Annotated in this window: 27 protein-coding genes; 9 read left to right on the plus strand and 18 right to left on the minus strand. The window is 48.2% G+C overall.

Features of this window, described 5'->3' with window-relative positions; genetic code table 11:
* Positions 1 to 1,221 (plus strand): MFS transporter, encoded by a 1,221-nt coding sequence (locus AOC32_RS02160; RefSeq protein ID WP_108507920.1) that lies wholly within the window; start codon positions 1 to 3, stop codon positions 1,219 to 1,221.
* Here AOC32_RS02160 and AOC32_RS02165 read toward each other — a convergent pair.
* Both AOC32_RS02165 and AOC32_RS02170 read right to left on the minus strand, forming a co-directional pair.
* Complete coding sequence (locus AOC32_RS02165) at positions 1,218 to 2,861, minus strand: SulP family inorganic anion transporter (RefSeq protein ID WP_108507921.1); 1,644 nt, start codon at positions 2,859 to 2,861, stop codon at positions 1,218 to 1,220. The genes AOC32_RS02160 and AOC32_RS02165 overlap by 4 nt on opposite strands.
* Positions 2,862 to 2,870: 9 nt before the next feature.
* A complete protein-coding gene (locus AOC32_RS02170; protein ID WP_234409779.1) occupies positions 2,871 to 3,308 on the minus strand; it encodes a DUF2177 family protein in 438 nt (145 codons plus the stop codon).
* 68 nt (positions 3,309 to 3,376) lie between these two features.
* On the opposite strand from AOC32_RS02170, the gene AOC32_RS02175 reads away from it, so the two are divergent.
* Complete coding sequence (locus AOC32_RS02175; protein ID WP_108507923.1) at positions 3,377 to 3,817, plus strand: universal stress protein; 441 nt, start codon at positions 3,377 to 3,379, stop codon at positions 3,815 to 3,817.
* Positions 3,818 to 3,820: 3 nt separating this feature from the next.
* Here the strand turns inward: AOC32_RS02175 and ccmI are convergent, their stop codons facing one another.
* From ccmI to AOC32_RS02225, 10 genes are all read right to left on the minus strand, one after another.
* Complete coding sequence (gene ccmI / locus AOC32_RS02180) at positions 3,821 to 4,690, minus strand: c-type cytochrome biogenesis protein CcmI (protein ID WP_108507924.1); 870 nt, start codon at positions 4,688 to 4,690, stop codon at positions 3,821 to 3,823.
* On the minus strand, positions 4,690 to 5,175 hold the full coding sequence (locus AOC32_RS02185; protein WP_108507925.1) for a cytochrome c-type biogenesis protein: 486 nt from the start codon (positions 5,173 to 5,175) through the stop codon (positions 4,690 to 4,692). The genes ccmI and AOC32_RS02185 overlap by 1 nt, the downstream gene beginning before the upstream one ends.
* Positions 5,172 to 5,696, minus strand: a complete 525-nt coding sequence (locus AOC32_RS02190; RefSeq protein ID WP_108507926.1) for a DsbE family thiol:disulfide interchange protein — start codon at positions 5,694 to 5,696, stop codon at positions 5,172 to 5,174. The genes AOC32_RS02185 and AOC32_RS02190 overlap by 4 nt, the downstream gene beginning before the upstream one ends.
* A 1-nt stretch (position 5,697) precedes the next feature.
* The gene (locus tag AOC32_RS02195) at positions 5,698 to 7,635 is read right to left on the minus strand and encodes a heme lyase CcmF/NrfE family subunit (RefSeq protein WP_108507927.1); all 1,938 of its coding nucleotides are present in this window, start codon (positions 7,633 to 7,635) and stop codon (positions 5,698 to 5,700) included.
* Positions 7,632 to 8,105, minus strand: a complete 474-nt coding sequence (ccmE, locus tag AOC32_RS02200; protein ID WP_108507928.1) for a cytochrome c maturation protein CcmE — start codon at positions 8,103 to 8,105, stop codon at positions 7,632 to 7,634. Before ccmE ends, AOC32_RS02195 begins: the two co-directional genes overlap by 4 nt.
* Positions 8,106 to 8,120: 15 nt before the next feature.
* Positions 8,121 to 8,300: a heme exporter protein CcmD gene (gene ccmD / locus AOC32_RS02205; RefSeq protein WP_108507929.1), complete on the minus strand. Its 180-nt coding sequence runs from the start codon at positions 8,298 to 8,300 to the stop codon at positions 8,121 to 8,123.
* The gene (gene ccmC / locus AOC32_RS02210) at positions 8,300 to 9,037 is read right to left on the minus strand and encodes a heme ABC transporter permease CcmC (protein ID WP_108507930.1); all 738 of its coding nucleotides are present in this window, start codon (positions 9,035 to 9,037) and stop codon (positions 8,300 to 8,302) included. Before ccmC ends, ccmD begins: the two co-directional genes overlap by 1 nt.
* A gap of 65 nt (positions 9,038 to 9,102) precedes the next feature.
* Complete coding sequence (ccmB, locus tag AOC32_RS02215) at positions 9,103 to 9,789, minus strand: heme exporter protein CcmB (RefSeq protein ID WP_199908514.1); 687 nt, start codon at positions 9,787 to 9,789, stop codon at positions 9,103 to 9,105.
* Positions 9,786 to 10,412 (minus strand): cytochrome c biogenesis heme-transporting ATPase CcmA, encoded by a 627-nt coding sequence (gene ccmA, locus AOC32_RS02220; RefSeq protein ID WP_108507931.1) that lies wholly within the window; start codon positions 10,410 to 10,412, stop codon positions 9,786 to 9,788. The genes ccmB and ccmA overlap by 4 nt, the downstream gene beginning before the upstream one ends.
* Before the next feature lie 6 nt (positions 10,413 to 10,418).
* Positions 10,419 to 11,711: a M23 family metallopeptidase gene (locus AOC32_RS02225; protein ID WP_234409780.1), complete on the minus strand. Its 1,293-nt coding sequence runs from the start codon at positions 11,709 to 11,711 to the stop codon at positions 10,419 to 10,421.
* 261 nt (positions 11,712 to 11,972) lie between these two features.
* Here AOC32_RS02225 and AOC32_RS02230 point away from each other — a divergent pair, with 261 nt between their 5' ends.
* Together AOC32_RS02230 and AOC32_RS02235 are read left to right on the plus strand one after the other, a co-directional pair.
* Entirely contained in the window at positions 11,973 to 12,230 is a 258-nt protein-coding gene (locus AOC32_RS02230) for a hypothetical protein (protein ID WP_108507932.1), read from the plus strand.
* A gap of 45 nt (positions 12,231 to 12,275) precedes the next feature.
* Positions 12,276 to 13,412 (plus strand): mandelate racemase/muconate lactonizing enzyme family protein, encoded by a 1,137-nt coding sequence (locus tag AOC32_RS02235; RefSeq protein ID WP_108507933.1) that lies wholly within the window; start codon positions 12,276 to 12,278, stop codon positions 13,410 to 13,412.
* Between the two features lie 60 nt (positions 13,413 to 13,472).
* Here AOC32_RS02235 and AOC32_RS02240 read toward each other — a convergent pair whose 3' ends face one another.
* From AOC32_RS02240 to AOC32_RS02255, 4 genes are all read right to left on the minus strand, one after another.
* A complete protein-coding gene (locus AOC32_RS02240) occupies positions 13,473 to 15,488 on the minus strand; it encodes a TRAP transporter permease (RefSeq protein WP_108507934.1) in 2,016 nt (671 codons plus the stop codon).
* 63 nt (positions 15,489 to 15,551) lie between these two features.
* Positions 15,552 to 16,502: a TAXI family TRAP transporter solute-binding subunit gene (locus tag AOC32_RS02245; RefSeq protein ID WP_108507935.1), complete on the minus strand. Its 951-nt coding sequence runs from the start codon at positions 16,500 to 16,502 to the stop codon at positions 15,552 to 15,554.
* A 67-nt stretch (positions 16,503 to 16,569) separates the two neighbouring features.
* Positions 16,570 to 17,490 carry a dihydrodipicolinate synthase family protein gene (locus AOC32_RS02250; protein ID WP_325051153.1) on the minus strand — a complete coding sequence of 307 codons (921 nt, stop codon included), beginning with the start codon at positions 17,488 to 17,490 and terminating at the stop codon, positions 16,570 to 16,572.
* A 12-nt stretch (positions 17,491 to 17,502) separates the two neighbouring features.
* Positions 17,503 to 18,432, minus strand: coding sequence for a 2-hydroxyacid dehydrogenase (locus tag AOC32_RS02255; RefSeq protein WP_108507936.1), 930 nt, complete (start codon positions 18,430 to 18,432; stop codon positions 17,503 to 17,505).
* 72 nt (positions 18,433 to 18,504) lie between these two features.
* On the opposite strand from AOC32_RS02255, the gene AOC32_RS02260 reads away from it, so the two are divergent.
* From AOC32_RS02260 to AOC32_RS02270, 3 genes are read left to right on the plus strand one after another with little or no spacing between them, the layout of a single operon-like run.
* Positions 18,505 to 20,289 carry an IlvD/Edd family dehydratase gene (locus tag AOC32_RS02260; protein ID WP_199908515.1) on the plus strand — a complete coding sequence of 595 codons (1,785 nt, stop codon included), beginning with the start codon at positions 18,505 to 18,507 and terminating at the stop codon, positions 20,287 to 20,289.
* Position 20,290: 1 nt separating this feature from the next.
* Positions 20,291 to 21,232: a 3-hydroxyacyl-CoA dehydrogenase family protein gene (locus AOC32_RS02265; RefSeq protein WP_108507937.1), complete on the plus strand. Its 942-nt coding sequence runs from the start codon at positions 20,291 to 20,293 to the stop codon at positions 21,230 to 21,232.
* Position 21,233: 1 nt separating this feature from the next.
* Positions 21,234 to 21,887, plus strand: a complete 654-nt coding sequence (locus tag AOC32_RS02270) for a cytochrome b/b6 domain-containing protein (RefSeq protein ID WP_108507938.1) — start codon at positions 21,234 to 21,236, stop codon at positions 21,885 to 21,887.
* A gap of 32 nt (positions 21,888 to 21,919) precedes the next feature.
* Here the strand turns inward: AOC32_RS02270 and AOC32_RS02275 are convergent, their stop codons facing one another.
* Positions 21,920 to 22,381: a c-type cytochrome gene (locus AOC32_RS02275; protein ID WP_108507939.1), complete on the minus strand. Its 462-nt coding sequence runs from the start codon at positions 22,379 to 22,381 to the stop codon at positions 21,920 to 21,922.
* Between the two features lie 87 nt (positions 22,382 to 22,468).
* On the minus strand, positions 22,469 to 23,137 hold the full coding sequence (locus AOC32_RS02280) for a site-2 protease family protein (RefSeq protein ID WP_108507940.1): 669 nt from the start codon (positions 23,135 to 23,137) through the stop codon (positions 22,469 to 22,471).
* Between the two features lie 28 nt (positions 23,138 to 23,165).
* On the opposite strand from AOC32_RS02280, the gene AOC32_RS09730 reads away from it, so the two are divergent.
* A complete protein-coding gene (locus AOC32_RS09730; RefSeq protein WP_159074880.1) occupies positions 23,166 to 23,327 on the plus strand; it encodes a hypothetical protein in 162 nt (53 codons plus the stop codon).
* Between the two features lie 53 nt (positions 23,328 to 23,380).
* Positions 23,381 to 23,518: a hypothetical protein gene (locus AOC32_RS09800; RefSeq protein ID WP_199908516.1), complete on the plus strand. Its 138-nt coding sequence runs from the start codon at positions 23,381 to 23,383 to the stop codon at positions 23,516 to 23,518.
* The last annotated feature ends 37 nt before the right edge of the window (positions 23,519 to 23,555 follow it).

Here is a 23,555-nt window from a genome sequence, read left to right on the forward strand (position 1 = left end):
ATGAGCATTCTGAAAGGGAATACACCATGGATGTTGGTAGCCCAGGTCGGTGCTCTATTAGGCTTTGCTGCATACGCCGTGACCCTGACCACTTTGCAAGGCGAGTGGGGCCTCTCTAATTTTGAATCCGGTCTAATTGCTAGTGCATTCTTTGTTGGATATATCGCAGTAGTACCATTTGCCACGGCGCTAACCGATCAGATGGATGCTCGGCGTATTTATATGACCGGAAGTTTGTTAGCGATTGCGGGTCAATTGGGAATGGGCTTTATCGCTAGTGGCTTTATCAGCGCTTGCGCTTGTATGATGGTGAGCGGCGCTGGGTTGGCAGCTACCTATATGCCAGGTCTCAAAATCCTTTCCGATCGAGCTATCCAAGGGGAAATCACCCGTCATATTGCGTTTTATACGGCGTTCTTTGGGGTTGGCACGGGCCTCTCCTACGTCATCTCAGGGTGGATCCTCGATCTGGGTGATTGGCATCATGTTTACCGTTGGGTCGCTTTGGGCCCAGCATGCTCCCTCCTGATCGTGTTGGTGTTGATTCAGCCAATACGTCATTCTCACTGGCAAGAAAAAATTACCATCGATTGGCGCAATATTTTTCCGATTCGGAAGTGGCAACAAGTTTTGCAAAATCGCAATGCCTCAGGATACATCCTCGGATATACCGTTCATTCACTTGAGCTCTTTGCCTCGCGCAGTTGGTTGGTTGCCTTTTTTATCCTTAGTACCCAGCTCTCGGGCGAGCAATTTATTCTGGCGGCTACGACACTTGCTGGAGTGATTAATTTCTTTGGGGTGCCTGCCTCGATTTTGGGTAACGAGCTTGCCTTAAAGGTGGGTCGCCAACAATGGGTGTGTATCGTGATGATCACCAGTGCTATTTTTGGGGTTGCTCTCGCTTACTCCATGGGGCATGCCAGTTGGATTATTTTGGCACTGGCGATTGGCCATGCTATTTTCATCATGGCGGATTCTGCTACGCTGACCGCAGGGCTGGTGACAAGCGCTGACGAGAAGCTCAAGGGAGCGGCAATGGGCTTGCACTCACTCATGGGTTTTGGGGGTGGATTATTGGGCCCAGCCATTTTTGGCTTTGTACTTGATCTCACTGGATCTCAGTCCGATCGAGTTTCTTGGATCTGGGCTTATGCTTCGATCGTCGTTTGGGGAGTGTTATTTGTGATCTATGAGCGTCGCAAGGGCTGGGTCCGCTAAGACATCAAGAAGGCATTTCTGGCTTTTTGAAGTCCACCAGCGAGGTCATGGCAGAAATACTCCGAACTCATCTTGTCATAGAGGCCAGAACGCAGCGCAATATCATGGGTTTGATGATTTAAGCCGCAGATATAGACCGATACACCCTGGGTTTGGCAATGGTGTATGAACTCCATCAAACTATCCATCCCAGTCGCATCCATGTAAATTACATTCTTAAAATCCAATATCACTGCACATTGGGGAAGCCGCTGCTCGATTTTCTCAAGTAGCTGAATGGCTCCAAAAAAGAGGGCGCCATAAATGCGATACGCCGCTACCTTATCCTCTTGACCCTCAAGAAATGGAAAGTCAGCGATGGGTGCGTTTTCAATGCGTGAGAGACTGGAAATCCGATAGACAAAGGTTACAAATGCCAAGATTAATCCCACTTGCACGGCAACCGTTAAATCCACTGTGACTGTGAGTAAAAAGACACTGATCATGGTGATGCGGTAGGGCAGACGAAATTGTTGGACATCGATGAACTTTTTCCAATCCCCCATGTTCCAGGCAATAAAAATGAGGATGGCGGCCAAGCAGGCCAAGGGAATATTTTTTGCCAACGGTGCTGCCAATACGATGATGAGCAGTAGAGTCACCGAATGAACAATCGCTGAGATTGGGGTTCTGGCCCCAGATTCAATATTGGTGACTGTGCGGGCAATGGTGCCAGTAACCGGCATCCCACCAAAGAAAGGCATGAAAAAGTTAGCAATCCCTTGGCCCATGAGTTCTTGATTGGGACGATGGCGCTCATGCGTTAAGCCATCAGCAATGCGAGCGCAGAGAAGGGATTCAATAGCACCTAATAGTGCCAGGGTCATCGCTGGGGCAATCACCAATTGAGCGCTCTCCCAAGTAATTCCTTGCCATTGAGGGCTGGGAAGGCCAGACGGAATCCCTCCAAATCGAGTGCCAATCGTCTCCACTGGTAACGAAAAGATGGTGGTCACCAAAGTTGCGAGTACCAGAACCCAAATGGTTCCTGGAATCATCCCCAGCTTGCCGAGGCGCTTATTAAACAGTCGCCATAGAATCAGAAAGATCAGACTTGATAGTGACAGAGCCAGCGTCGCTGGGTTCCAGGTACTAGCCAGATCAATGAGTGTTTGTACCATGCTAACGAATTGCGATGGCAATTGCGGAATTTGCAAACCAAAGAAATCTTTAATTTGCGAGAGGATGATGAGAACTGCAATGCCATTCGTAAAGCCAACAATTACGGCGATCGGAATAAAGCGAACTAGAGTTCCTAGGCGAAACAGTCCCATCAGAAATAAAAAAACGCCCGAGATGGTAGTGGCTAATAAGAGATTGGCAACCCCATACCGATCAACAATGGCATAAACAATGACGATAAAGGCACCAGCAGGCCCCGCAATTTGTACTTTAGTACCGCCAAATAGGGCAACAATCAATCCCCCAATGATGGCGGCAAAGATTCCAGCTTCGGGATTCAAGCCGCTGGCAATTGCAAACGCCATTGCTAGTGGCAGTGCAATCACTCCTACCGTGATACCAGCCAATATATCCTGTGAGAACTGTTGACGCGAATATTCGCTAAACGAATCAAGGATGGCTGGTCGAAAGAAAGCCATTGTGGGTTTTTAGGCTTTAAACCAATTCCCTAACCACTGAGTAATCCCATAGGCCAACAGTGAGCATGATGCTGTCAGAATACTGCCCCAGGCGATATCAATCAGAGCAAGCTTACTTGGAAAATCACGAATCACGGCTAGATTGGTGAGGTTATAGGTCATGTAGCAAAAGAGTCCAAAAAGCGCACCATAAATGAGTGCATCAAGCCACACTTGTTTTTGTAGGGCGGGATAAATCACAAAAATTAGGGCTCCAAGTCCGTACAACAAATAAAAGCCTAAAGCGGCCATCAGATTGGGATTGGGGGACATGAGGGTGCCCATTTCACTGCGATACAGGCCTTTAGCAATTCCTAATAACCAAATTAAATCAATCACTAAGAGGCAAAGCAGGAAGGCAAGGTAGGGGATTAAATACTTGAGCATTTTGGTCAGAACCAGCCGCACCGAACGTCAATCAGACTTAACATAGTAGTTCCAGTATAAATCGTTCAATTACTTCGTTGGAGGTCTCTATGTTTCAGAATTTAATCGTACCCGTTGATGGCAGCGATGTCAGTATGAAATCCTTAAAGAAAGTGGCTGAGTTAGCAAGGGCGGATGCTGCTAAAGTCACCCTAGTATATGTATCGGATCCATTGCCACCAATCGCTTATGCCGATAGCACCATGGGTGTTGTTTTTACCGATACTGAGCATAAAAAGACCTGCGAGGCCTTTGCAAAAAAAGTGTTGGCTAAATCTGCTGAAAAACTAGGCAAAGGATTAGTGATTGATACCCGCCATGTTTTCCATGTCAATTTGTACGAAGGAATTATTGAAGCCGCCAAGAAATCAAAGGGCGATGTGATTGTGATGGCATCCCATAAAAATACTGGTCTCAAAGGGATTATGCTCGGCAGTGAAACCCACGCAGTGATCGTGCACACCAAATTGCCAGTGTTAGTTTTGGGCTAGTTTCTATTTCTTTTTCTGTTGGCCCGCCTCAGCGCGGGCTGCAGCAATGTTTTCATCCATGCCACGTGCAAACTCGCTATCAGCAGGAACTAAGCCTTTTGCTTTGGCCCAATATTCTTCTGCCTTTTTGTAGTCACCCATTTCAAAATAAGCGGTGCCTCCCAGGGCAAGTGCTTTGAGATTATTGGGGTCGATCTGCAGTGCTTTTTGTACCAGGCGCATCGGCTCACCTTTAATGCTCTTATTCTCAAACGCCAAGAGATCAGCATAGTCCACTAAGAGTTGGGCATTATTGGGGTTGAGTTCCAATGCCTTTTTATAAGCCGCCCGAGCCTCTGCCATCCGGTTTAATGCAGCATATGAGCGACCCAGCATTTGCCAGCCCTCAGCGTTATTGGGCTCCTTCTCGAGCCGTTGCGCTAAACGCTCAACCATCCCCTCAATATCTTGTTGCGTCAGTTGCGGTTGGCCTTGATTGGCCTCTGGCAAGTACAGGGCCAATGGGGACCCGACCAAGAGGTATAAAACAATCGCCCCAATGGGTAGTATGGTGGCAATGAAAATGGTCGACCATTTTTTCTTGCGTTGATGTAACTCGCCATCTAAAACAAGTTGATCGGCCGCGATCGCTCGCTCTTCTTGGAGTAAGCGTTTTTCAATGTCAAGGCGCGAGTCGTGCAATTGCTCTTGGGTGATGCGACCTTCTTGGTGATCTAGTTCAAATTGACGCAATTGATTTCGAAGAATGGCAATATTTTCGTCTTGCTCAAGGCTAATTTTTTCTGGATTGAGCTTACTTTTGCGAAACGGAATAATGATGAGCAAAACTGCAACCACGGTCATCAATACAGCAATCAGGATGAAAAGAGTCATTACTGGTTTCCTAGTTTGCGGTCTAGCAGTTGTCTGGCGCGCTCAATGTCTTCTGCTGAAAACGTTTCTTGGGACAACTCTTGTTTGCGTTGCTTAATCTGGCGAACCAATAAGATGAGACCAAGCAGCATCAGCAAGAATGGACCAACCCAAAGCATTAAGGTGGATGCATTGAAGGGCGGTTTATACAGTACAAAGTCCCCATAGCGCTCGGTCATGTACTTTAAAATTTCTTGTTTTGAGCGCCCCTCACTCAGTTGTTGGCGAACCTGGTTTTTCAGATCCACTGCGAGATCAGCATTCGATTCCGCAATTGTTTGATTTTGACAGACCAGGCAACGCAATTCATTGGCAAGCTCTAAAACCTTCTTTTCTAGAACTGGATTGTCAGAGACCGTGGGAGCTGTATTATTTTGCGCAAATCCGCTACCGGGAATAGCAAAGCTAAACAAGAGTCCAGTCAAAAGAATAGACAGGTATTTCATGATTGGAGGCTGGAAATCAAGGGGATAATTTTTTTCTCAATCGCATCTTTGGTAAGTGGCCCGATGTGTTTGAGGCGAATCACGCCAGAGCGATCGATCACAAAGGTTTCGGGAACCCCATAAACCCCATAATCAATTCCGACTTGACCCTTAATGTCTGATACCGAGAGTTGATATGGGTCGCCAAATTGCTTGAGCCACGCTTGCGCCGCCTCAGGCTTATCTTTGTAGTCAAGTCCAATGAGGGGCGTACTTTGGGTTTTTGCAAAGTCAACCAGCAAAGGATGTTCATCCCGACATGCTGCACACCACGAGGCCCACACATTCAAAACCCATACCTGCCCCTTCATCTGATCAGGAGAAAAACTTGTTTGCTCTTTACCAAGCACAGGTAAGTTAAACATCGGAGCAGGTTTACCAATAAACGGCGAGGGCACCTCACGCGGCTTCAGTTGTAAGCCGATTCCTAAAAAAATCAGTAGAACTAAAAAGATGGCGAAGGGAAGCAGGTAACGCCGCATCTCACGCCTCTTTCTTGCGATAACGACGATCGGTAATTGCTAGGAAGCCACCGAGAGCCATGAGGAAGCATCCGCCCCAGATCCAATCAACAAATGGTTTGTGATAGATCCGCACACTCCATTCACTTTCATTAATTGGCTCCCCTAGGGACACGTATAGGTCGCGTGTCAGACCAGAATCAATCGCAGCCTCAGTCATGGGCATTTGGCTTGCGGTGTAAATCCGTTTCTCGGGGAACAAGCTAGTTACTGGCTTGCCATTCTTGCTGACATCAAATTGCCCCTGAATGGCGGCATAGTTAGGACCATTGATGGTTTTTAAGCCAACCATCTTGAAGTCGTAGCCACCTGACTGCGATACGCTACCAATTTGCATACGAACATCTTGCTCGGTTTCGAAGCCGCGCACTGCAGTAACGCCGATGATAAATACCGCTACCCCAAAGTGCGCTACTAGCATGCCGTAATAACCAGCCGGCTGAATCCGTAGGTTTTGCCACCAGGTTTTCGTGGGATTAATTCGAGCACGATCAATTAATTGACTAACTCCAGAGCTAATAATCCAGGCGGCAATTAATAGCCCAAAGCCAATCATGGGAGTCCAGGATCGCAACACGAGGGGGGCAATAATCGCGGAGATGGCGCTGGCTGCAAGTGCCCACTTCAATTTAGTTGCCAGTTCGATTGGGGGTGATTGGCGCCAGCGTGCAATTGGACCAACCCCCATTAAAAATAATGCAGGCGTCATGAGCGGCACGAATACTGCCTCAAAGTAAGGTTCGCCCACTGAGATCTTGCCAAGATTTAAGGCATCTAAGATCAGGGGATAGAGGGTGCCTAGCAATACTGCGGCGGCGGCAACCAATAAGAGAACATTGTTGACGAGAAGCATACCTTCGCGAGAGACGGTCTCAAAGTTACCCCCGATATTGGCTTTTGGGGCTCTCCATGCAAATAGCAATAATGAGCCACCAACGATTAGACCTAAAAAGCCCAGAATAAATACACCACGCTCAGGATCGGTGGCAAAGGCATGAACCGAAGTGATCACACCCGAGCGAACCAAGAAGGTTCCTAAGAGCGATAGTGAGAAAGCCAAAATCGCCAAAAGGGCGGTCCACATTTTGAAGCCACCTCGTTTTTCAGTAACGGCAAGCGAGTGCATCAATGCAGTACCGACGAGCCATGGCATAAAGGAAGCATTCTCAACGGGGTCCCAGAACCACCAGCCACCCCAGCCGAGTTCGTAATATGCCCAAGCGCTTCCAAGCGCAATACCAATCGTTAAGAAGCACCAGGCGGTGGTAACCCAAGGGCGTGACCAACGTGCCCAGGCAGCATCGAGTCGACCAGATAAAAGCGCAGCAATTGCGAATGCAAAGGCAACGGCTGAGCCCACATAACCCATGTATAAAAATGGCGGATGAATAATCATCCCAGGGTCTTGTAATAAGGGATTTAGATCACGTCCTTCGGGCGCTGGTGGAAAGAGCCGATCAAAGGGGTTAGAGGTCAGGATGGTAAATAGCAAAACACCCACGCTCAAAATACCCAACACGGCCAGAATGCGCGCAATCATTTTGTCTGGTAAGTGTTTCGAGAAAACGGCCACAGCTAAGGTCCAGGCCGCCAACATTAATGCCCATAGCAAGATGGAGCCCTCATGACCACCCCAGACAGCGCAGATTCGATAAATCAAGGGCAAATTGGAATTAGAGTTTTGTGCCACGTACAACACACTGAAATCATTTTGAATAAAGTTCACTGTGAGGCAAACGAAGGCAATTGCGACCCAGATAAAGAGGGCCCAAGAAGCAGGCCTGGCAATGGCCATCAGATGGGGGCGATTACTCTGGGCGCCCACCATTGGAAACACTGAGAGGATCAGCGCAGTTACCAGCGCCAAGATCATCGCGTATTGGCCGATTTCAGCAATCATTTTTTACCCCCATACTCTTTCAGAGTGGGTGCGGCTTGAGGATCCTTTGATTTGGCTTTTTCTAGAGCCTCGGCGGCTTCAGGTGGCATATAGTTCTCATCATGTTTAGCAAGCACTTGCTTTGCCTGAAAGATTCCGTTTTGATCGAGCTGACCTTGAGCAACCACTCCTTTGCCTTCCTTAAATAAATCCGGCAAAAGACCTTCGTATTGGACGGGGACATCATGTGCAGTATCGGTCACGATAAAGTTCACCTTCAAACCGCCAGGATCGCGTGCAATGCTACCTTCCTTAACCAAGCCGCCAATGCGGAATAGTTTGTTCTTTGGTGCCTCATTGGCATAGACCTGAGATGGACTAAAGAAGAACACTAAATTACTTTGGAAAGTCTGTAATACCAAGTAGGCTGCAACGCCTAATGAGGCCAGACCACCAGCGATCGCAAGACCGCGCTTTGTACGGGGTTTCATAACCCCCTATTTTGCCTAATTTCTTTGGGACTCGCGAATTTCAGAAATTAGGGTTTTTCGAAGGGTCTTATTCCTTCTTCGCAGCAGGGCTATCTCAATGACTAGTGCCAAAATGGTGACCAGATAAGACCCCCAAACAAAGAGGGCGTAGCCACCCATGTGAAGAAAGTCGGAGAAGCTGGACCAATAAAACATTACAGAACCTCCTTGACCCAGTCGGCATGGCGCTCACGTTCAAGAATTAGATTCCGACACCGATACAGGGCAACCGCAATCGAATACATCCAAAAAGCAAAAACCATGATCAGCATGCCCGTGAGCATCTGAGTAGCCATGGTTGGCGCCTTGGTCAAGCTGACAGACGCCCCCTGATGGAGGGTATTCCACCATTTCACCGAGAAGTAAATAATGGGGACGTTGATCACCCCCACAATGGCTAACAATGCTGCGCTACGGTCGGCCTTGCGCACATCTTCAATCGAGGCATGGAGCGATAAGAAGCCAAAATACAGAAAAAGTAACACGAGCTCTGAGGTGAGGCGAGCATCCCAGACCCACCAGGTACCCCAGGTTGGTTTACCCCAAACGGCACCGGTCCACAGCGCAATGAAGGTCATGATGGCTCCGGTGGGCGCTAGGGAGAGTGCCAGCATACTGGCCAAGCGAGCATTAAAAATGAGACCAATTGCTGCCCAAAATGCCATGACCAGATAAATCAGCATCGACATCCACGCTGCCGGAACATGGATAAAAATGATGCGATACGAGTCACCCTGCTGATGATCGGTGGGGGCAATACCTAAGCCGATCACTAAACCAATGATGGTCAGGATCACGCCGCTCACCACAAACCAAGGGATTAGCGATCCAGCAAGCCCATAAAAACGTTGGGGGGCTGCATACTTAAACCAATTTAGATTGAGTAAAGACAAAGTGATAAAACCCAACAGATTAATAAACTAAAAAGTATTGTAAGTCGATTGCGTGCGACCGTCTTTTATTCCAAGGCAATCCGAATGCTAGCGGCACTGGCAAAGGGGGCTAAAAATAATGCGATGGCGAGCATGGCGCCAAGTAAAGAAAAGTGGGCCGCAACCCCAAGACCACTCTGGTAAGACTCGACCGCCCCGGCTCCAAAAATGAGTACAGGAGTTACTAAGGGCAAAATGATCAGAGCCAACAGGGTCCCGCCCCCGCGACTTGCTAGAGTTAAGCCGGCACCAATAGAACCGATTAGGCTCAATAGAGGCGTTCCCAGTAGAAGGGATAAAAACAAAACACCGACCGTATCCATCGGTAAATTAAATTGCAAGGCAAGGATTGGTGAGATGAGGGCAAGCAATAGACCACTGCTCATCCAATGCGCAATGGTTTTGGCAAGCACCACCAGTGGCAAGGGTAGGGCGGTTAGAGCAATTTGATCTAAAGACCCATCGATAAAGTCCTCTGAAAATATTTTGTGAAGCGAGAGCATGGCCGCCAGCAAGGCAGCAATCCAAAGCATCCCTGGCGCAATTTGCATCAACAAGTTTTGCTCTGGTCCAATACCTAAAGGAAAAAGACTGGCTACTACGGCAAAGAAGATGAGGACCGCAAGGCTATCGCTTTTGCGTCGTAGAGCGAGTCGCAGGTCGCGCGCAATCACGCCTTGGAAGATTGCAAATCCGGAAGCGCTTTGACTCATAGCTCCAACCGAATCACACAAGGGTCGCCATCGATCTGTAAATCTTGATGACTGCTAAGTGCCACGATCCCTCCATGATTAACATGGTTGATTAATAGGCTTTGTAGGGCAAGGTTGGCCTCTCGATCCAAGGCATTGAATGGCTCATCCAAAACCCAAATTGTTTTTGCTTGAGGAAGACGCAAGCGACTGAGCGCGATGCGTTGCTTTTGACCTTGCGATAAGGTGCGAATAAAACGATGGGCTTGGCGTTCTAAGCCCGCTTCACGAAGAGCCTGCATAGCCTCTTCATCGGAAATCAATTGTCCGCCTAACAATGCCAATGACAGGAGATTCTCGAGCGCGCTGAAGTCTGGCTTTAGGGCGGGGATATGCCCAAGATATATCAGCTCACCATGAAATTGATCGCGGTCCTCAGTGATTGGATCCGACCCCCAAAATACCTGACCAGCATGGGGTGATAGTAGGCCGCAAAGAATGCGCAGAAGGCTTGATTTACCTGAACCATTATCCCCAGAAATGCGCAGAATAGACCCTGGTTTGATTTCAAGGCGGAGATCTTCAAATAAAGTGCGACCTCCGCGCACGCATGCAATAGACTCAAGCCGTAAGGATTTAGACATGCGTTCTCATTCTTTTGGAATGCTACCTAACATTAATAGCTGTTTGGTGAACGAGCCACTATCGCTTGGGCGCATGGTCCACAAATCGAGCTGAATTTTTGGGTTATAGGGATCCACATAGATGCCATTTTTTCGTAATTCGTAATGCAAATGGGGGCCGGTGGAACGGCCGGTCGAGCCAACATAGCCAATCTCCATCCCACGCCGAATATCATTGCCGACGACTAATTCATTATTGTAATTACTCAAGTGGGCATAATAAGTTCGATAGTTGCCTGGATGGTCAATGATGATGAGTTTGCCGTACGCCCCGCTATATCCCAGAAATGCCACTTTCCCATTTGCCACACTGAATACTGGCGTGCCAGTAGGCGCCGCATAGTCAATCCCCATATGGGTTCGATAGCGTCGGTCTTTGCCTTGGGCTTGCGGATTATTGGGATTGGTTCGTGAGCGAATCGGGACTTGCCCAACACCCCGTGAGATCCGTCGATAGCTCAGAGGGTTGGTCCAAAAGCTACGCTCAATGGAGTCGCCGTTGGTAGTAAAGAATGATCCCGGAATATCATCACGATCCAACCAAAACGCATCGGCGAGCACTTGATTGGTTGCCAGATTCAGAATCTCGACCGCCCAAATTTGTGCCCAGCGATCCCGGGTGCCAAAATCAACAATGACGCGCACTTGCTTAGGACTATTTTCTAGTGAGGCAGAGTCATCTGGATAGAGTTGCTTCACGATCGAGTTGAGTTCCCAGGCAAGCTCAACCGGCAATCTATCCCCTAAACGCTGGGGGTCATAGAGAACCTCTTGCAAGGGGATAAATAGCTCGGTCCAAAACTGCATTTGATCAGCAAGGTTTTCTTCTTGAACGAGGTATCCTCCAAATCCCGAGGTAGTAAAAGTCAAAATTTGAGATTTCTCATTTCGGCTTGGCCCATTCATGATGCTAAGTGACTCAAAGCGTCCCCGTTTTCCGAAAGCAACGACATAAGGAATGCAGGGACCACTTGCGGAGTCGAAGAACCGACCCGTTTGATTCTTAAAATATTCCAAAAACTCAGGATCGTTGATTCCAATCCGACTCGGAAGGTTGCTTTCTCGAAAGCCTCGTTTGAGGCAGCCACGTTGAACCTGAAAATCAGGGAGCGCATCGAATTGGCTGTACTCCTCGGTGCCGGGATCAGTCAGCTGTTGGTTTTGCTCTGCAGCCGATTTGCTCTGCAAGCCAGAGCCACCACTAACTGTTTTACTTTGTGCTCGTTGATTGACCTGAATCCCCTTTTGGGGAGCAGCCACTTTTTTGTTCGCCGGATTCGATTTAGTATTTGGGCTGGATTGAGACAGCACTAGCTGACTGCACAGTATGAGACCAATTCCAAAACATACTTTGCCCCAAAGAGCCAAAGATCGAACACTGAATCGAGAGGTATGGGATTGATACACACCTCAATTATCCAATATCAAGAAGGGTAATCGAGGCATTTATGCCGTAGTGCAACAATTTCGCATCTAAAAACTGGGTATGATCAGGCATTGACCTTAACGGAGCGGTAATCGATGCAAGCTGTGATGATTCGTCTGATGACCGCTGCCTGTGTATTGAGCGCCCCTTCCTCGCAGGCCTGGGCCAAAAGTTGCTCAGAACCATTGGCTCCACAAAATACTGCCCGCCCAGGATCCAAGCCAGTGAGCTACGACGATTGTGTCAAGCAGGCTCGTATGGATTGTGAGCGAACTGCACGAGATCGTAAGTTGATCGACGTTGCTAAAGAGAGTTTTATGAAACGGTGCCTCGCAGAATCCATCGGCAAATAATCGCTACAATCATTTTCTTTGATTGGTTAACCAAAAGAGGAAAAAATGCCGATTATTGAATCCGTTCAAGTGGCCAGCGTGCCAGTTCCCTTAGATGTTGTCACATCGTTTGCGACTCGAACCGTGAGCGAGCGCCATTACTGCATCGTTAAAGTTCGCAGTAAAGATGGTCACGAGGGGGTTGGCTTCTGTTACGTCGGATCTGCCGCCGGCAGTATCGCCAAAGTGGCCGTTGAGCAATTATTGGCTCCGAAATTGATTGGGCAGAATAGCCATCGCAGCGAAGGACTTTGGTCTGAGATGTATGCGGAATCGATTTTGCAGGGCCGTTCGGGCTCTGTCATGCGTGGTATCTCGATTCTGGATACTGCAATTTGGGATCTCAATGCCCGCTCCGTTGGTTTGCCTCTTCATCAATACTTGGGATGCGTGGTAGATGATCGTGTCCCCGCCTATGCCAGCGGTGGTTACTACTTAGAAGGTAAAACCCCAGCCAAATTGGGCAAGGAGATGGAATCCTTTGTGAAGCTTGGCTTTAAGGCAGTGAAAATGAAGGTTGGTCGCCTATCACCTCGCGAGGAGGAGGCTCGAGTCAAAGCTGCTCGCAGTGCCGTTGGTGACGATGTCCTCTTAACGCTCGATGCGAATAATGCCTGGCGCGATTTGCCAACCGCCATGGAGTATGTACGCCGCTTTGAGAAGTACAACCCCTATTGGCTAGAGGAGCCGTTTTCTCCTGATGCTATTGATTTACATGCCCGCTTAGCAAAAAATACCTCCATTACGATCGCCACCGGCGAAATTGAGGTCGGCCGTTGGCGCTTTCGTGAGCTGGTTGATGCCGGTGGCGCAACGATCCTGCAGGCGGATGCGGCAGTGTGTGGTGGCATTAGTGAATTCAGACGGATTGCTGCCTATGCAGACTCCAAAGGAATTACGGTTTGCCCTCATTGGTTCCATGATCTACATGCACCCTTAGTTGCAGCAACACCCAATGCTCGCTTTGTGGAGTTTTTCCCAGATAACCAAGTCTTAAACTTCAGACGCCTCATTAATAAGCAATTGGCATTTAAGAACGGTGATCTGATTTTGCATAAAACACCAGGATTGGGATTTGAGTTTGATGAAGCTGCGGTTAAGAAATACGCCGGCAAATCAGCTTGGACGACAATCAAAAAATAGTACGAAACGAATCATAAAAAAAGCCGCTTGATGAAAGCGGCTTTTTAATTGGTGACCCTGCTAGGCGGTGGGCTTGGGCTTGGCCTTAAAGTACTTAAAGAACTGCAAAATGAGTACAAAGCCAAATCCAGCAAAGCCAATCATATCGGCAGTTGGCGAGGTATAGGCCAAGGCAACACCAGAAACAATCATTAAGGTGCGCTCCAGAATGTTGGTCTTTTCAATAAACCAACCCTGTAGACCACCGGCCAGCGCCACAATTCCGACGATGGCGGTTAGCGTTGACCAAACAATTTCCATCCAATTGGCCTCGGCCAAAGCAGTGGTAGAACCCATCAGTAAGAGGCTAACCCCTGATTTATCGAGTACGAACATAAAGGGCACCAAAATCGCAGGCGCCACGTATTTCCAGCTTTGTAAAGTTGTTTTATATGGATTACCTTTACAAATCGCTGCCGCCGCAAAGGGCGATAGGGCAGTTGGTGGTGAAACCTCCGATAACACTGCGTAGTAAAAGATAAACATATGCGCCGCAAAAGCGGGAACGCCCAAGTTGATGAGTGCGGGTGCCGCAATCACAGCACAAATAATGTAGGAGGCTGTGACTGGTACAGCTAGACCCACAATCCAGACAATGAAGGCAGTAAATATGGCGGTGAGTAATAAAGAGCCGCCTGCATACTGAATTACAATCGAACTGAACTTTAAGCCCAAACCAGTTAATACCACGGTACCCACAATCAGACCAGCACCAGCGCAGGTTGCCGCAATGGCCAGAACACCGGTTGAGCCAGAAGCGAGCGCCTTGGTTAAATTGGATTCATAAAGACCTTTGAGGATGGGTTGCTTACCCATAAACCACTCGTAGGGGATGATGGCAGTGTCTCTGCGCAGCATGCTGGTTAACGCAGAAATAATCGTTGCCCATAACACAGCCATGACGGGCGTGAAGCCCATCATCATGAATAAAACAATGGAAATCAGTGAAAAGAAATGGAACCAGTATTTTTTACTAAGGGACCATGCGCTCTCGACCGCCTCAAAATGCATCGCTTTCATGCCGTACTTACGAACATCGATTTCCACCATCGTAAAAAGTCCGAGATAAAACAAAATGGTCGGAATAATCGACATTAATAAAACATCGAGATACGAAATCTTCAAAAAGTCGGCAATCAAGAAGGCTGCTGCACCCAATACCGGCGGAGAAATGATCGCCCCTAGGCCACCAGCTGCTAAGAGGCCGCCAGCTGCGTTTTTCTCGTAACCTACCTTATCGAGCATTGGGGCTGCTACTGAGCCGACGGTGACGGTGGTGGCTACGCCGGACCCAGAGGGGCCGCCCAGCAAGAATGAAGAGAGAACAATGGTGCGTCCTACACCAGATGATTTACCGCCCATGGCAGCAAATGAGAAGTCGATAAAAAACTTGCCCGCACCCGTAAATTGCAAGAATGCCCCAAAGATCGTAAAGAGAATAATGAGGGTAGCGGATACATCAACCGCGGTACCGTAGATACCCTCTAGGGTCATATACATAAACCCAACCAGACGGTCTACTGAGTAGCCTTTATGGGTCCAGGGGGCTGGAAGCAAGTCTCCAAAAAGTGCGTAGAGTAAAAATAGTATGGTCACTGATACCAAAATAGCGCCACTGGTGCGACGCACAGCCTCTAGGATTAATAGGATCAGTATGGAGCCCCAAACCACATCCATGCGGTCGGGCGCAGTATTGCGATCGCCAAAATCATCTCCACCGGCAATTGCGTAATAGGCAATATAAATCGCCAACAGGGCGCAAATCACATCCCACCACTTCACTTGATTCTTGTACCGCGCCAACATCGGAAAGCTTAAGAAGACCAAAAAAAGCATAAAGCTCACGTGTACTGTTCTAAGCACTTGGGTTGGAACAATGGAGTAAGCGGCGTACAAATGAAACAGCGACATACCAACCGCCATCAAGGTCAAAAAGATCGCAAAGATCCCTTTGTAATTATTGGAGTCACCCTCTTCTTGTTTAATCAGCGCATCTAATTTTTCTTGGGTTGCGCTATCAATTGCACTTTGGCTCATGGTATAGGTCTTTACTGAAAAATGGCCGCATTAGCGGCCATTCAAACAAAACGAAGAAACGAATTAATTGACTTTAATGTTTTTCTCTTTGAAGTACTTCAAAGCACCAGGATGAAATGGAACTGGTGTTGACGCAGCTTTTTGACCTTCGGGGGTCACATTGATGTACTCAAAGTGTGAACGTACCAAGTCAATCTTGTTATCAAACACGGCTTTCACGATGTCATAGGCCTCTTTTTCAGACATCTTTGAGCTGGTGACCAAGATATTGGCAACAGAGATCACGTTATTGTCTTTATCCATACCCTTATAAGTGGTCTTTGGAATCACATCCTTGAAGTAGAGGTTGCCATATTTTTTGTTCATGGCATCGACTTCTTTGGAGTGATCAATCATCACAATCTTAGTACCAGGAGTATTAGCCAAGTCAGTAACAGCGGCAGTTGGTAAGCCACCTACCCAGAAGAACGCATCAATCTTACGGTCTTTCACAGCATTGACTGACTCTGCCACACCAAGACGCTCACGCTTCATGTCTTTATCTTTATCGAGACCAGCAGCTTCAATGACGCGAAAAGCCATCACCTCAGTAGCGCTGCCAGGGCTTCCTGTGCTCACACGCTTGCCTTTGAGATCTTGCATCGTTTTGATGCCCGATGCCTCGGTGGTCACAATGTGCATCCGATTAGGATAGAGAACTAACAAGGTGTTGAGGTCAATTTTTTTACCCGAGAACTTGCCTTGACCAGTTTGTGCATCTTTAGCGGCATCGGCCATTGAGAAGCCAATGTAAGGCTTACCAGTGCCGATCAGGTTGAGGTTATCCACTGAGCCGCCAGTTACCTCAGCAGTCGCAGACATCCCAGGCACTTTTTTGGACAGAACAGCTGCTAGGCCGCCACCCATGGGATAGTAAACACCGCCGGTACCGCCAGTCGCGACCGAAAGATTTTGAGCTTGAACGCTGCCCCAAAGCAGTGCAAAGCACAGAGGCAACAATTTAAGTAGTTTCATGTAGATATCTCCTGTAATCATTATTGATCGTTACTACAAGCCGTAAGTCTATACCAATTTAATGGCCTTAAAGCCCTTCCATCTGGAAGTTAATTTTTTGCAGTTCGCAAACCAGTCTGTTTTGCTGCTCTGCATCGAGGGATAGTAAAGGAGGTCTCACGCGTAACCAATCAGGATCGCCGCTGTAGTGTGCGACCGCTGCCTTCATGCCAGGAATCATCGGGAACTGGGCAAAAATGGCCCGTACTACCGATAGGGACTCTTGGAGGGCATCTGCCCCTGGTTCTAGCCATCGCGTTGCCAGTTGGGCAATTGCTTTTGGATTGACATTCGCAGTAGCTGAGATGCAACCCACGCCCCCGGCTTTTAAGGTGCGCAGTAAAAATACCTCACTGCCTGCATAGACCCGAAATGCTGAACCCGCCAAGGCTTTAATCACAGATTCGGTATATGGCCAATCCCCCGAACTATCTTTCATCCCAATGACGGTATTGGGATAAGCTTTCACCAAGCGCTCCAAAAGGGGAATACTTAGGCCAATTTTGGTCACCGGAGGAATGTTATAGACATAGATTTTTAAGTTTGTATCAGCCACTTTTTCGATGACCTCAGCGTAAAACGCAAATAAACCGTCATCGGCGACGTCCTTGTAATAAAAGGGCGGGAGCATCAATACCCCAGCGCAACCAGCATTCACCGCGGCTCTTGTCATAGCAACTGCATCATCAACCGAGCATGCACCAGTACCGGGCATCACATTGTTTGGATTGAGTCCACCATCAATTAATTCCTCTAACACCATGATCTTTTGGCGCGCCGACATGGAGTTGGCCTCGGAGTTTGTTCCAAATACTGCTTGACCCACTCCATGACTTTGCAACCACTGGCATTGCCGTAGGAGTTTTTTGGCATTCGGACTACCATCGGCATTAAATGGGGTTAGCACTGGGGATAAAACGGCAGAAAAACTTGAGGGATGTACGGGCATCACAATCTCCAATTACATGGCAATAGGGGTTGGTAGAGGACGTTGATTAAAAAAAGCATCGAGATTATCAATCGCAAGATTCGTCATTGCTTGACGCGTCTCTTGGGTGGCGCTGCCAATATGTGGCGTGAGTAAAACATTGGAAAGCTCTAAAAAACGTGGATCAGGATTTGGCTCATTTTCAAATACATCCAAGGCGGCCCCAGCAATGATTTGGTTTTGCAAGGCGAATAGCAGATCTGATTCATTGACAACACTTCCGCGAGCAACATTAATCAAGTAGGACGAGGGGCCTAAAGCCTCAAGCACCTCCCGATCAATCATGCGCTCAGTTTCCTTACCGCCGGGGCAGCTCAGAATTAAGATATCGCTCATGCTTGCTAGCTCAATTAATGAGGAAATGTATGGATAGGAGAGGTGCTTGTCATGCGGACCATGGTAGGCAATCTTTACCTTAAACGGCACGAGGCGAGCTGCCAGCTCTTGACCAATTCGTCCCATGCCCACAATCCCAATTGTTTTGCCTGCCAAGGAAGTTGTAAACGGAAATGCTCCCTTACTCCAATTTTTATGAAGTACAAATTCATGCGCTTTTGGAATTTGACGGAGTAGAGCAAACAACATGCCGATCGTGAGCTCGCACACTGCATCGTTGAGTACCCCTGGCGTGTTCGATGCCATGATTCCTCTTTGCTTTAAATAATCGAGCGGAAGATTGTCATATCCAACGCCACAGCAGGCAATCATTTTGACCTGGGGTAATTGATCTAACAGAATGGGGGTAATCGGATAGCTGGGTCTCGTCAAAATCGCCTGAACATCTTTTTGTGGAATGGGACCTTGGGGGTCAGGCATCATGACTGGTGTTAGGCGGCGCAAGACCTCATCTTGCATGATTTCAGGGAAAAATCCCACTTGTAATACGCTATTGACTGGAATCATGTCTCGATTCTATTTTTATTGGAATAATGTGACATTGTAAGTCGATATTTTTAACATTTTGGATACCACCCATTGAGCACCATTAACGATCCTAAAGCTGCATCGAACAGCGCACCCCAAACCGGAATTCGCAAGGGCCTCACTCGCTACGGCGATACCGAATTTTCTCTATTCATGCGTAAAGCCTTCATTAAGGCAATGGGATTTAGTGATAGCGCTCTTGACCGGCCGATCGTTGGAATCACGAATACCTATAGTGACTTCAACCCTTGCCATGGCAATGTGCCACAAATGATTGAGGCGATTAAGCGGGGTGTGATGCAGGCAGGGGGGATGCCGATGGTGTTCCCAACCATCTCCATTCACGAGTCGTTTGCATTTCCAACCAGCATGTATTTGCGCAATTTGATGGCGCTTGATACCGAAGAGATGATGCGCTCGCAACCGGTGGATGCTGTAGTGCTTGTTGGTGGTTGCGATAAAACCATCCCCGCCCAATTAATGGCTGCCGCCAGCCTTGATGTGCCAGTGTTATCCATTCCGACGGGCCCAATGTTGACCACCTTGCATCAAGGCGATCGCTTGGGGGCTTGCACCGATTGCCGTCGATATTGGGGAAAGTTTCGGGCTGGAGAAATTGATCAGGCAGAAATTGATGAGATCAATGGCAAATTAGCCCCAACGACCGGTACTTGTATGGTGATGGGAACCGCCAGCACCATCGCCTGCATGGTTGAGACCGCTGGTTTGAGTTTGCCTGGCACAGCTGCTGCCCCAGCAGTCACTGCCGAACGCTTTCGTTTATCGGAGCTCACCGGCCGCAGAGCGGTTGAGCTGGGTAAAACGGCGAGCGAGGGTCGCTTTTCGCCTCGCACCATTTTAAGTCCCGAAGCGTTGACGAATGCGCTTGTGGTCCTGCATGCGATCGGCGGCTCAACCAATGCCTTGATTCATTTCACGGCGATCGCAGCACGTCTGGGAATCAAACTGGATTTGGAACGCTTTGATCGCTTGGGTCAAAATATTCCAGTCTTGGTGGATTTAAAGCCCAGCGGCTCCCACTATATGGAGCACTTATACGAAGACGGTGGCTTGATGGGTGTCTTGCGAGAGTTAAAGCCCCATTTGCACCTCGATTGCTTAACGGTATCTGGTAGAACATTGGGCGAGGAGATTGATGCAGCAAAAGTTACCAAAGCCCGCAAAGTAATCCGGATTGCGAGTGAACCAATTTACCCTGTGGGCGGCTTGGCTGTTTTGAAGGGCAATTTAGCACCACGCGGGGCAGTGATTAAGCACTCAGCAGCCAGCCCCAATTTGCTCAAACATCGCGGTCGGGCGGTGGTCTTTAAGTCTTTGGAGGATTTAGCTTTACGCGTGGACAGTCCAGATTTAGACGTTACGGCAGACGACATCTTGGTCTTACAAAATGCGGGCCCTAAAGGTGCGCCAGGTATGCCCGAAGCAGGCTACTTACCAATTCCCAAAAAACTCGCTCAAGCCGGAGTTAAGGATATGGTTCGGATCTCGGATGCGCGCATGAGCGGTACCGCCTTTGGCACGATTGTGTTGCACGTTACTCCAGAATCGGCAGAGAACGGACCACTTGCCATTGTTCAAGATGGCGACATGATTACGCTGGATGTTGAAAAACGTCTATTGCAATTAGAACTGGATGATGCAGAAATTGCGCGTCGAATTGCTGCTCTTGAAACACCAGCGAAGCGCTTGAATATTCCAAAAACGGGCTATCGTCATCTCTATCAAACGACGGTTACGCAAGCGGATGTTGGGTGTGATTTTGACTTTATGGTTCCATCCGCACATGGCGTGGTTCCACTATTGAAGGGAAATTGAGATGTTATTTAATCCAGCCGAAACCAAAGTATTAATTGTGGGTGGCGGAACCATGGGGGCTGATGTTGCCCTGGTCTGTGCTCGCGGAGGGTGCGCAACCCAAGTGTTTGAAGCAAGCGCCGAGCGCCGTGCTGTATTACCTAATTATTTTGAGACTAAATTGCAAGAAATTGGCTATCCGCAACGACTGCACCTACTATCAGTGGTTGATTCGCTCAACCATTTTGATTGGTCAGAAATTGACTTAGTGATTGAGTGCGTTCCAGAAAAGCTTGAAGTCAAGCAGGATTTATTTGCTCAACTCGAGCAGGTAGTTAATCCTGAAACTGTTCTAGCCAGCAACAGTTCTAGTTTTCCCATTAGCGAAATCGCTAAGGGTTTAAAAAGTCCTGCTCGTATGATTGGCCTGCATTTTTTTATGCCCGCACATTTAGTTCCTTGTGTGGAGGTGATCTATGGTGAAAAAACATCACGTTTGGTAGCAGACAGTTTGAGTCGTTTAATGACCGCGTGTGGCATGGTTCCAGTTACAGTCAAAAAAGATCTGCCAGGTTTTTTAGCTAATCGTTTGCAACACGCGCTCTCTCGTGAAGCCTTTGATCTTATCGATGCAGGGATTGTGACTCCCGAGGATGTTGATAAAGCGGTTCGTTTTGGTTTCGGGTTCCGTTACTTGGCTGCGGGCCCAGTATTACAGCGTGATCATGCCGGTGTTGAGGTTCATGCGGCAGCCGGAGCCAGTATCTATCCCTCGCTGAATAATAAAGGTGAGATTGCGCAATGCCTTAAGGAAAAGGTTGACTCTGGAAATCTCGGAATGAAAACAGGCCAAGGGTTTTATTCCTGGGATGCCGAGGCGATCAAAGCAGAGCGCCAGCGGTATGATGATTTGCTTCGTGCTGGATTGAAGCTCTTACAAAAAGAACTTCCTGAAATCAAATAAAGTGAGCACGCCGGTTCGTATTTGGGATTTGCCAACGCGCCTATTTCATTGGGCTTTGGCGATCTGTATTGTGCTCGGTATTGTGTTTGTGAAAATCGGTGGCAATGCTATTCAGTGGCATGCCTATTGTGGCTACACTGCGCTCGCACTGATCTTATTTCGAGTGATTTGGGGTTTTGTGGGATCGCAGCATGCACGCTTTGCTAATTTCGTGCCCAGCCCCGCAAGGTTAATTGCCTTTCTTCGGGGTCAAGCCGATGGCGGACTTGGTCATAACCCGCTCGGCGCCTTATCCGTTATCGCTCTGCTGACAGTCGTTTTGATCCAGGCTCTGACAGGCCTATTTGCTGATGATGATATTTTTTTCCAGGGGCCGCTCGCAAAATACGTCTCTAATGACACAGTTGCGCTACTCACTAGTATTCATCGCTTCAATCAATACCTCATTTTTGCTTTGGTCGGACTGCATATTGCTGCAATCTTGTACTACTATTTCATTAAGCGAGAAAATCTGGTCGGACCTATGGTGACTGGCGATAAATTAACCGATACAACTCCGAAGGTGGAGGAGACGGTTGATTCATCTCGCCAACGCATGCTGGCACTGGCAATATTTTTATTGATTATTCTCGGCTTATATTTTCTGATCGCTTGATCAAAAAATACAGGCCGAGTTGTGCCGAAAAATTACTTCTTACGGAAATCGTCGTGACAGGCTTTGCAGGTTTGACCTGTTGCGCCCAATGCCTTCTTCAAACTCTCCGGATTACCTGATTGGGCTGCAGTATTGAGCTCAGCAACGGCAGCTTGCATCTTATCGGCAGCAGACTTGAACTTGGCGCTTTCCTTCCAAATGGCTGGTTCAGCTTTCCCACCTTCGGTGCCAGGGCCAAATGCTTGCCAAGGTAAGCTTGAGAGTGTGCTAATAATGGCCGCATTACGAGCGACATCATCTTTGTTGTAAGGAACCTCACCCTTCACCACTGCAGACAATCGACCCATATGTGCACCCATCAGAGCAAAGGCGCTTTGGCGATATTTGATGGCATCTTCTGGTTTGGCAAATTGGGCCATCGCGGGTGTGGCCAAGGTAAGAGTAAGGGCCGGGATGAGAGTTTTGATGGAAATGCGAAGTGATTGAGTATTCATAAATCCTCCATGAGACTAATCAGAATTGATTCAGATTTAAGAATACTCTAATTTTGTGATCGGGATGTGGCAGGTCACCCAAGCGCACTAAGCGCCAAAAATCATCCTGATGGGGTAGGTGAGGCCCCGCACGATTGAGATGAAGAACTCACTTAAGGGAACCATCCACCATTGAGAGATAACTCCGGTAAACACCAGGCCCAAGACAATAAAAAAGCCCCAGGGCTCTAATTTCCCTAATAACAGGGCTTGGCGGTACGGTAATAATCCCGCCAGAATGCGGCCACCGTCCAATGGAGGGAGGGGAAATAAATTAAAGACCAAGAGGCCAATGTTCCAAAAGACACCCGCCTTAGCCATGGAGATCAAAAACGGCTCATTAATACCTGACCCTTGAAGCAAGATCCAAGCAATAGCCCAAGCGATCGCCTGAAAAAAATTAGAACCAGGCCCAGCGAGTGCAACCCAAATCATATCGATCCGAGGATTGCGCAAGTGATCAAAGCGCACTGGAACCGGTTTGGCGTAGCCAACTAAGAAAGGGGAGTTTGCCAGGATGAGCCCAATCGGGATTAAAACGGTGCCAATTGGATCAATATGTTTTAGAGGATTTAGGGTAACTCGACCAAGCAAGAAAGCGGTGTTATCGCCAAAGCGTTTGGCCGCATAGCCATGAGCCGCCTCATGGATCGTAATGGCAAAAACCAAAGGAATCGCATTAATTGCAATAGCTTGGATAGAATAGTCAGAAATCATATTAAGATCATATCGAGAGGAGACTATTGTGACCGATGAGAAGAAACCCCTAGCCAAATCTGCTGTGAAGGCGCCCAAGCTTCCAACCCGTCCGCCCGTCGGCAAGGGGCCTCAAAGTATGGGGGGAAAGCCGCAACAGGGGTTTGGGGGCGGTAAAGGCATGATGCGCAAGGCCGGCCGAGGTCGTTAGGCGCCCAAAATGTGGATAATAATACTTATGTCGTTTAGATAAAGGGGCGGACCATGAACGAATGGCAAAACGAAAGCAAAGACGTCATCAATAAAAAGATGATTACCTTGATTGTGATGTTGGCAGCCGCTACCAGCCTGGCGATTTTGTTTGCCTTGGTCGCAGCCCATATGGGTTACGTGTTTGGTTAAATACCAGTGCTTCTAGCACGATGAAGTAAATCGGTAA

It is taken from the genome of Polynucleobacter acidiphobus, from assembly GCF_003065385.1.
GTDB lineage: Bacteria > Pseudomonadota > Gammaproteobacteria > Burkholderiales > Burkholderiaceae > Polynucleobacter > Polynucleobacter acidiphobus.

Coding starts and splice junctions, on each gene's coding strand:
- AOC32_RS02160 (WP_108507920.1), top strand. CDS start 1: ATGAGCATTCTGAAAGGGAATACACCATGGATGTTGGTAGCCCAGGTC.
- AOC32_RS02165 (WP_108507921.1), bottom strand. CDS start 2,861: ATGGCTTTCTTTCGACCAGCCATCCTTGATTCGTTTAGCGAATATTCG.
- AOC32_RS02175 (WP_108507923.1), top strand. CDS start 3,377: ATGTTTCAGAATTTAATCGTACCCGTTGATGGCAGCGATGTCAGTATG.
- ccmI (WP_108507924.1), bottom strand. CDS start 4,690: ATGACTCTTTTCATCCTGATTGCTGTATTGATGACCGTGGTTGCAGTT.
- AOC32_RS02185 (WP_108507925.1), bottom strand. CDS start 5,175: ATGAAATACCTGTCTATTCTTTTGACTGGACTCTTGTTTAGCTTTGCT.
- AOC32_RS02190 (WP_108507926.1), bottom strand. CDS start 5,696: ATGCGGCGTTACCTGCTTCCCTTCGCCATCTTTTTAGTTCTACTGATT.
- AOC32_RS02195 (WP_108507927.1), bottom strand. CDS start 7,635: ATGATTGCTGAAATCGGCCAATACGCGATGATCTTGGCGCTGGTAACT.
- ccmE (WP_108507928.1), bottom strand. CDS start 8,105: ATGAAACCCCGTACAAAGCGCGGTCTTGCGATCGCTGGTGGTCTGGCC.
- ccmD (WP_108507929.1), bottom strand. CDS start 8,300: ATGTTTTATTGGTCCAGCTTCTCCGACTTTCTTCACATGGGTGGCTAC.
- ccmB (WP_199908514.1), bottom strand. CDS start 9,789: ATGAGTCAAAGCGCTTCCGGATTTGCAATCTTCCAAGGCGTGATTGCG.
- ccmA (WP_108507931.1), bottom strand. CDS start 10,412: ATGTCTAAATCCTTACGGCTTGAGTCTATTGCATGCGTGCGCGGAGGT.
- AOC32_RS02230 (WP_108507932.1), top strand. CDS start 11,973: ATGCAAGCTGTGATGATTCGTCTGATGACCGCTGCCTGTGTATTGAGC.
- AOC32_RS02235 (WP_108507933.1), top strand. CDS start 12,276: ATGCCGATTATTGAATCCGTTCAAGTGGCCAGCGTGCCAGTTCCCTTA.
- AOC32_RS02240 (WP_108507934.1), bottom strand. CDS start 15,488: ATGAGCCAAAGTGCAATTGATAGCGCAACCCAAGAAAAATTAGATGCG.
- AOC32_RS02245 (WP_108507935.1), bottom strand. CDS start 16,502: ATGAAACTACTTAAATTGTTGCCTCTGTGCTTTGCACTGCTTTGGGGC.
- AOC32_RS02250 (WP_325051153.1), bottom strand. CDS start 17,490: ATGCCCGTACATCCCTCAAGTTTTTCTGCCGTTTTATCCCCAGTGCTA.
- AOC32_RS02255 (WP_108507936.1), bottom strand. CDS start 18,432: ATGATTCCAGTCAATAGCGTATTACAAGTGGGATTTTTCCCTGAAATC.
- AOC32_RS02265 (WP_108507937.1), top strand. CDS start 20,291: ATGTTATTTAATCCAGCCGAAACCAAAGTATTAATTGTGGGTGGCGGA.
- AOC32_RS02275 (WP_108507939.1), bottom strand. CDS start 22,381: ATGAATACTCAATCACTTCGCATTTCCATCAAAACTCTCATCCCGGCC.
- AOC32_RS02280 (WP_108507940.1), bottom strand. CDS start 23,137: ATGATTTCTGACTATTCTATCCAAGCTATTGCAATTAATGCGATTCCT.
- AOC32_RS09800 (WP_199908516.1), top strand. CDS start 23,381: ATGAACGAATGGCAAAACGAAAGCAAAGACGTCATCAATAAAAAGATG.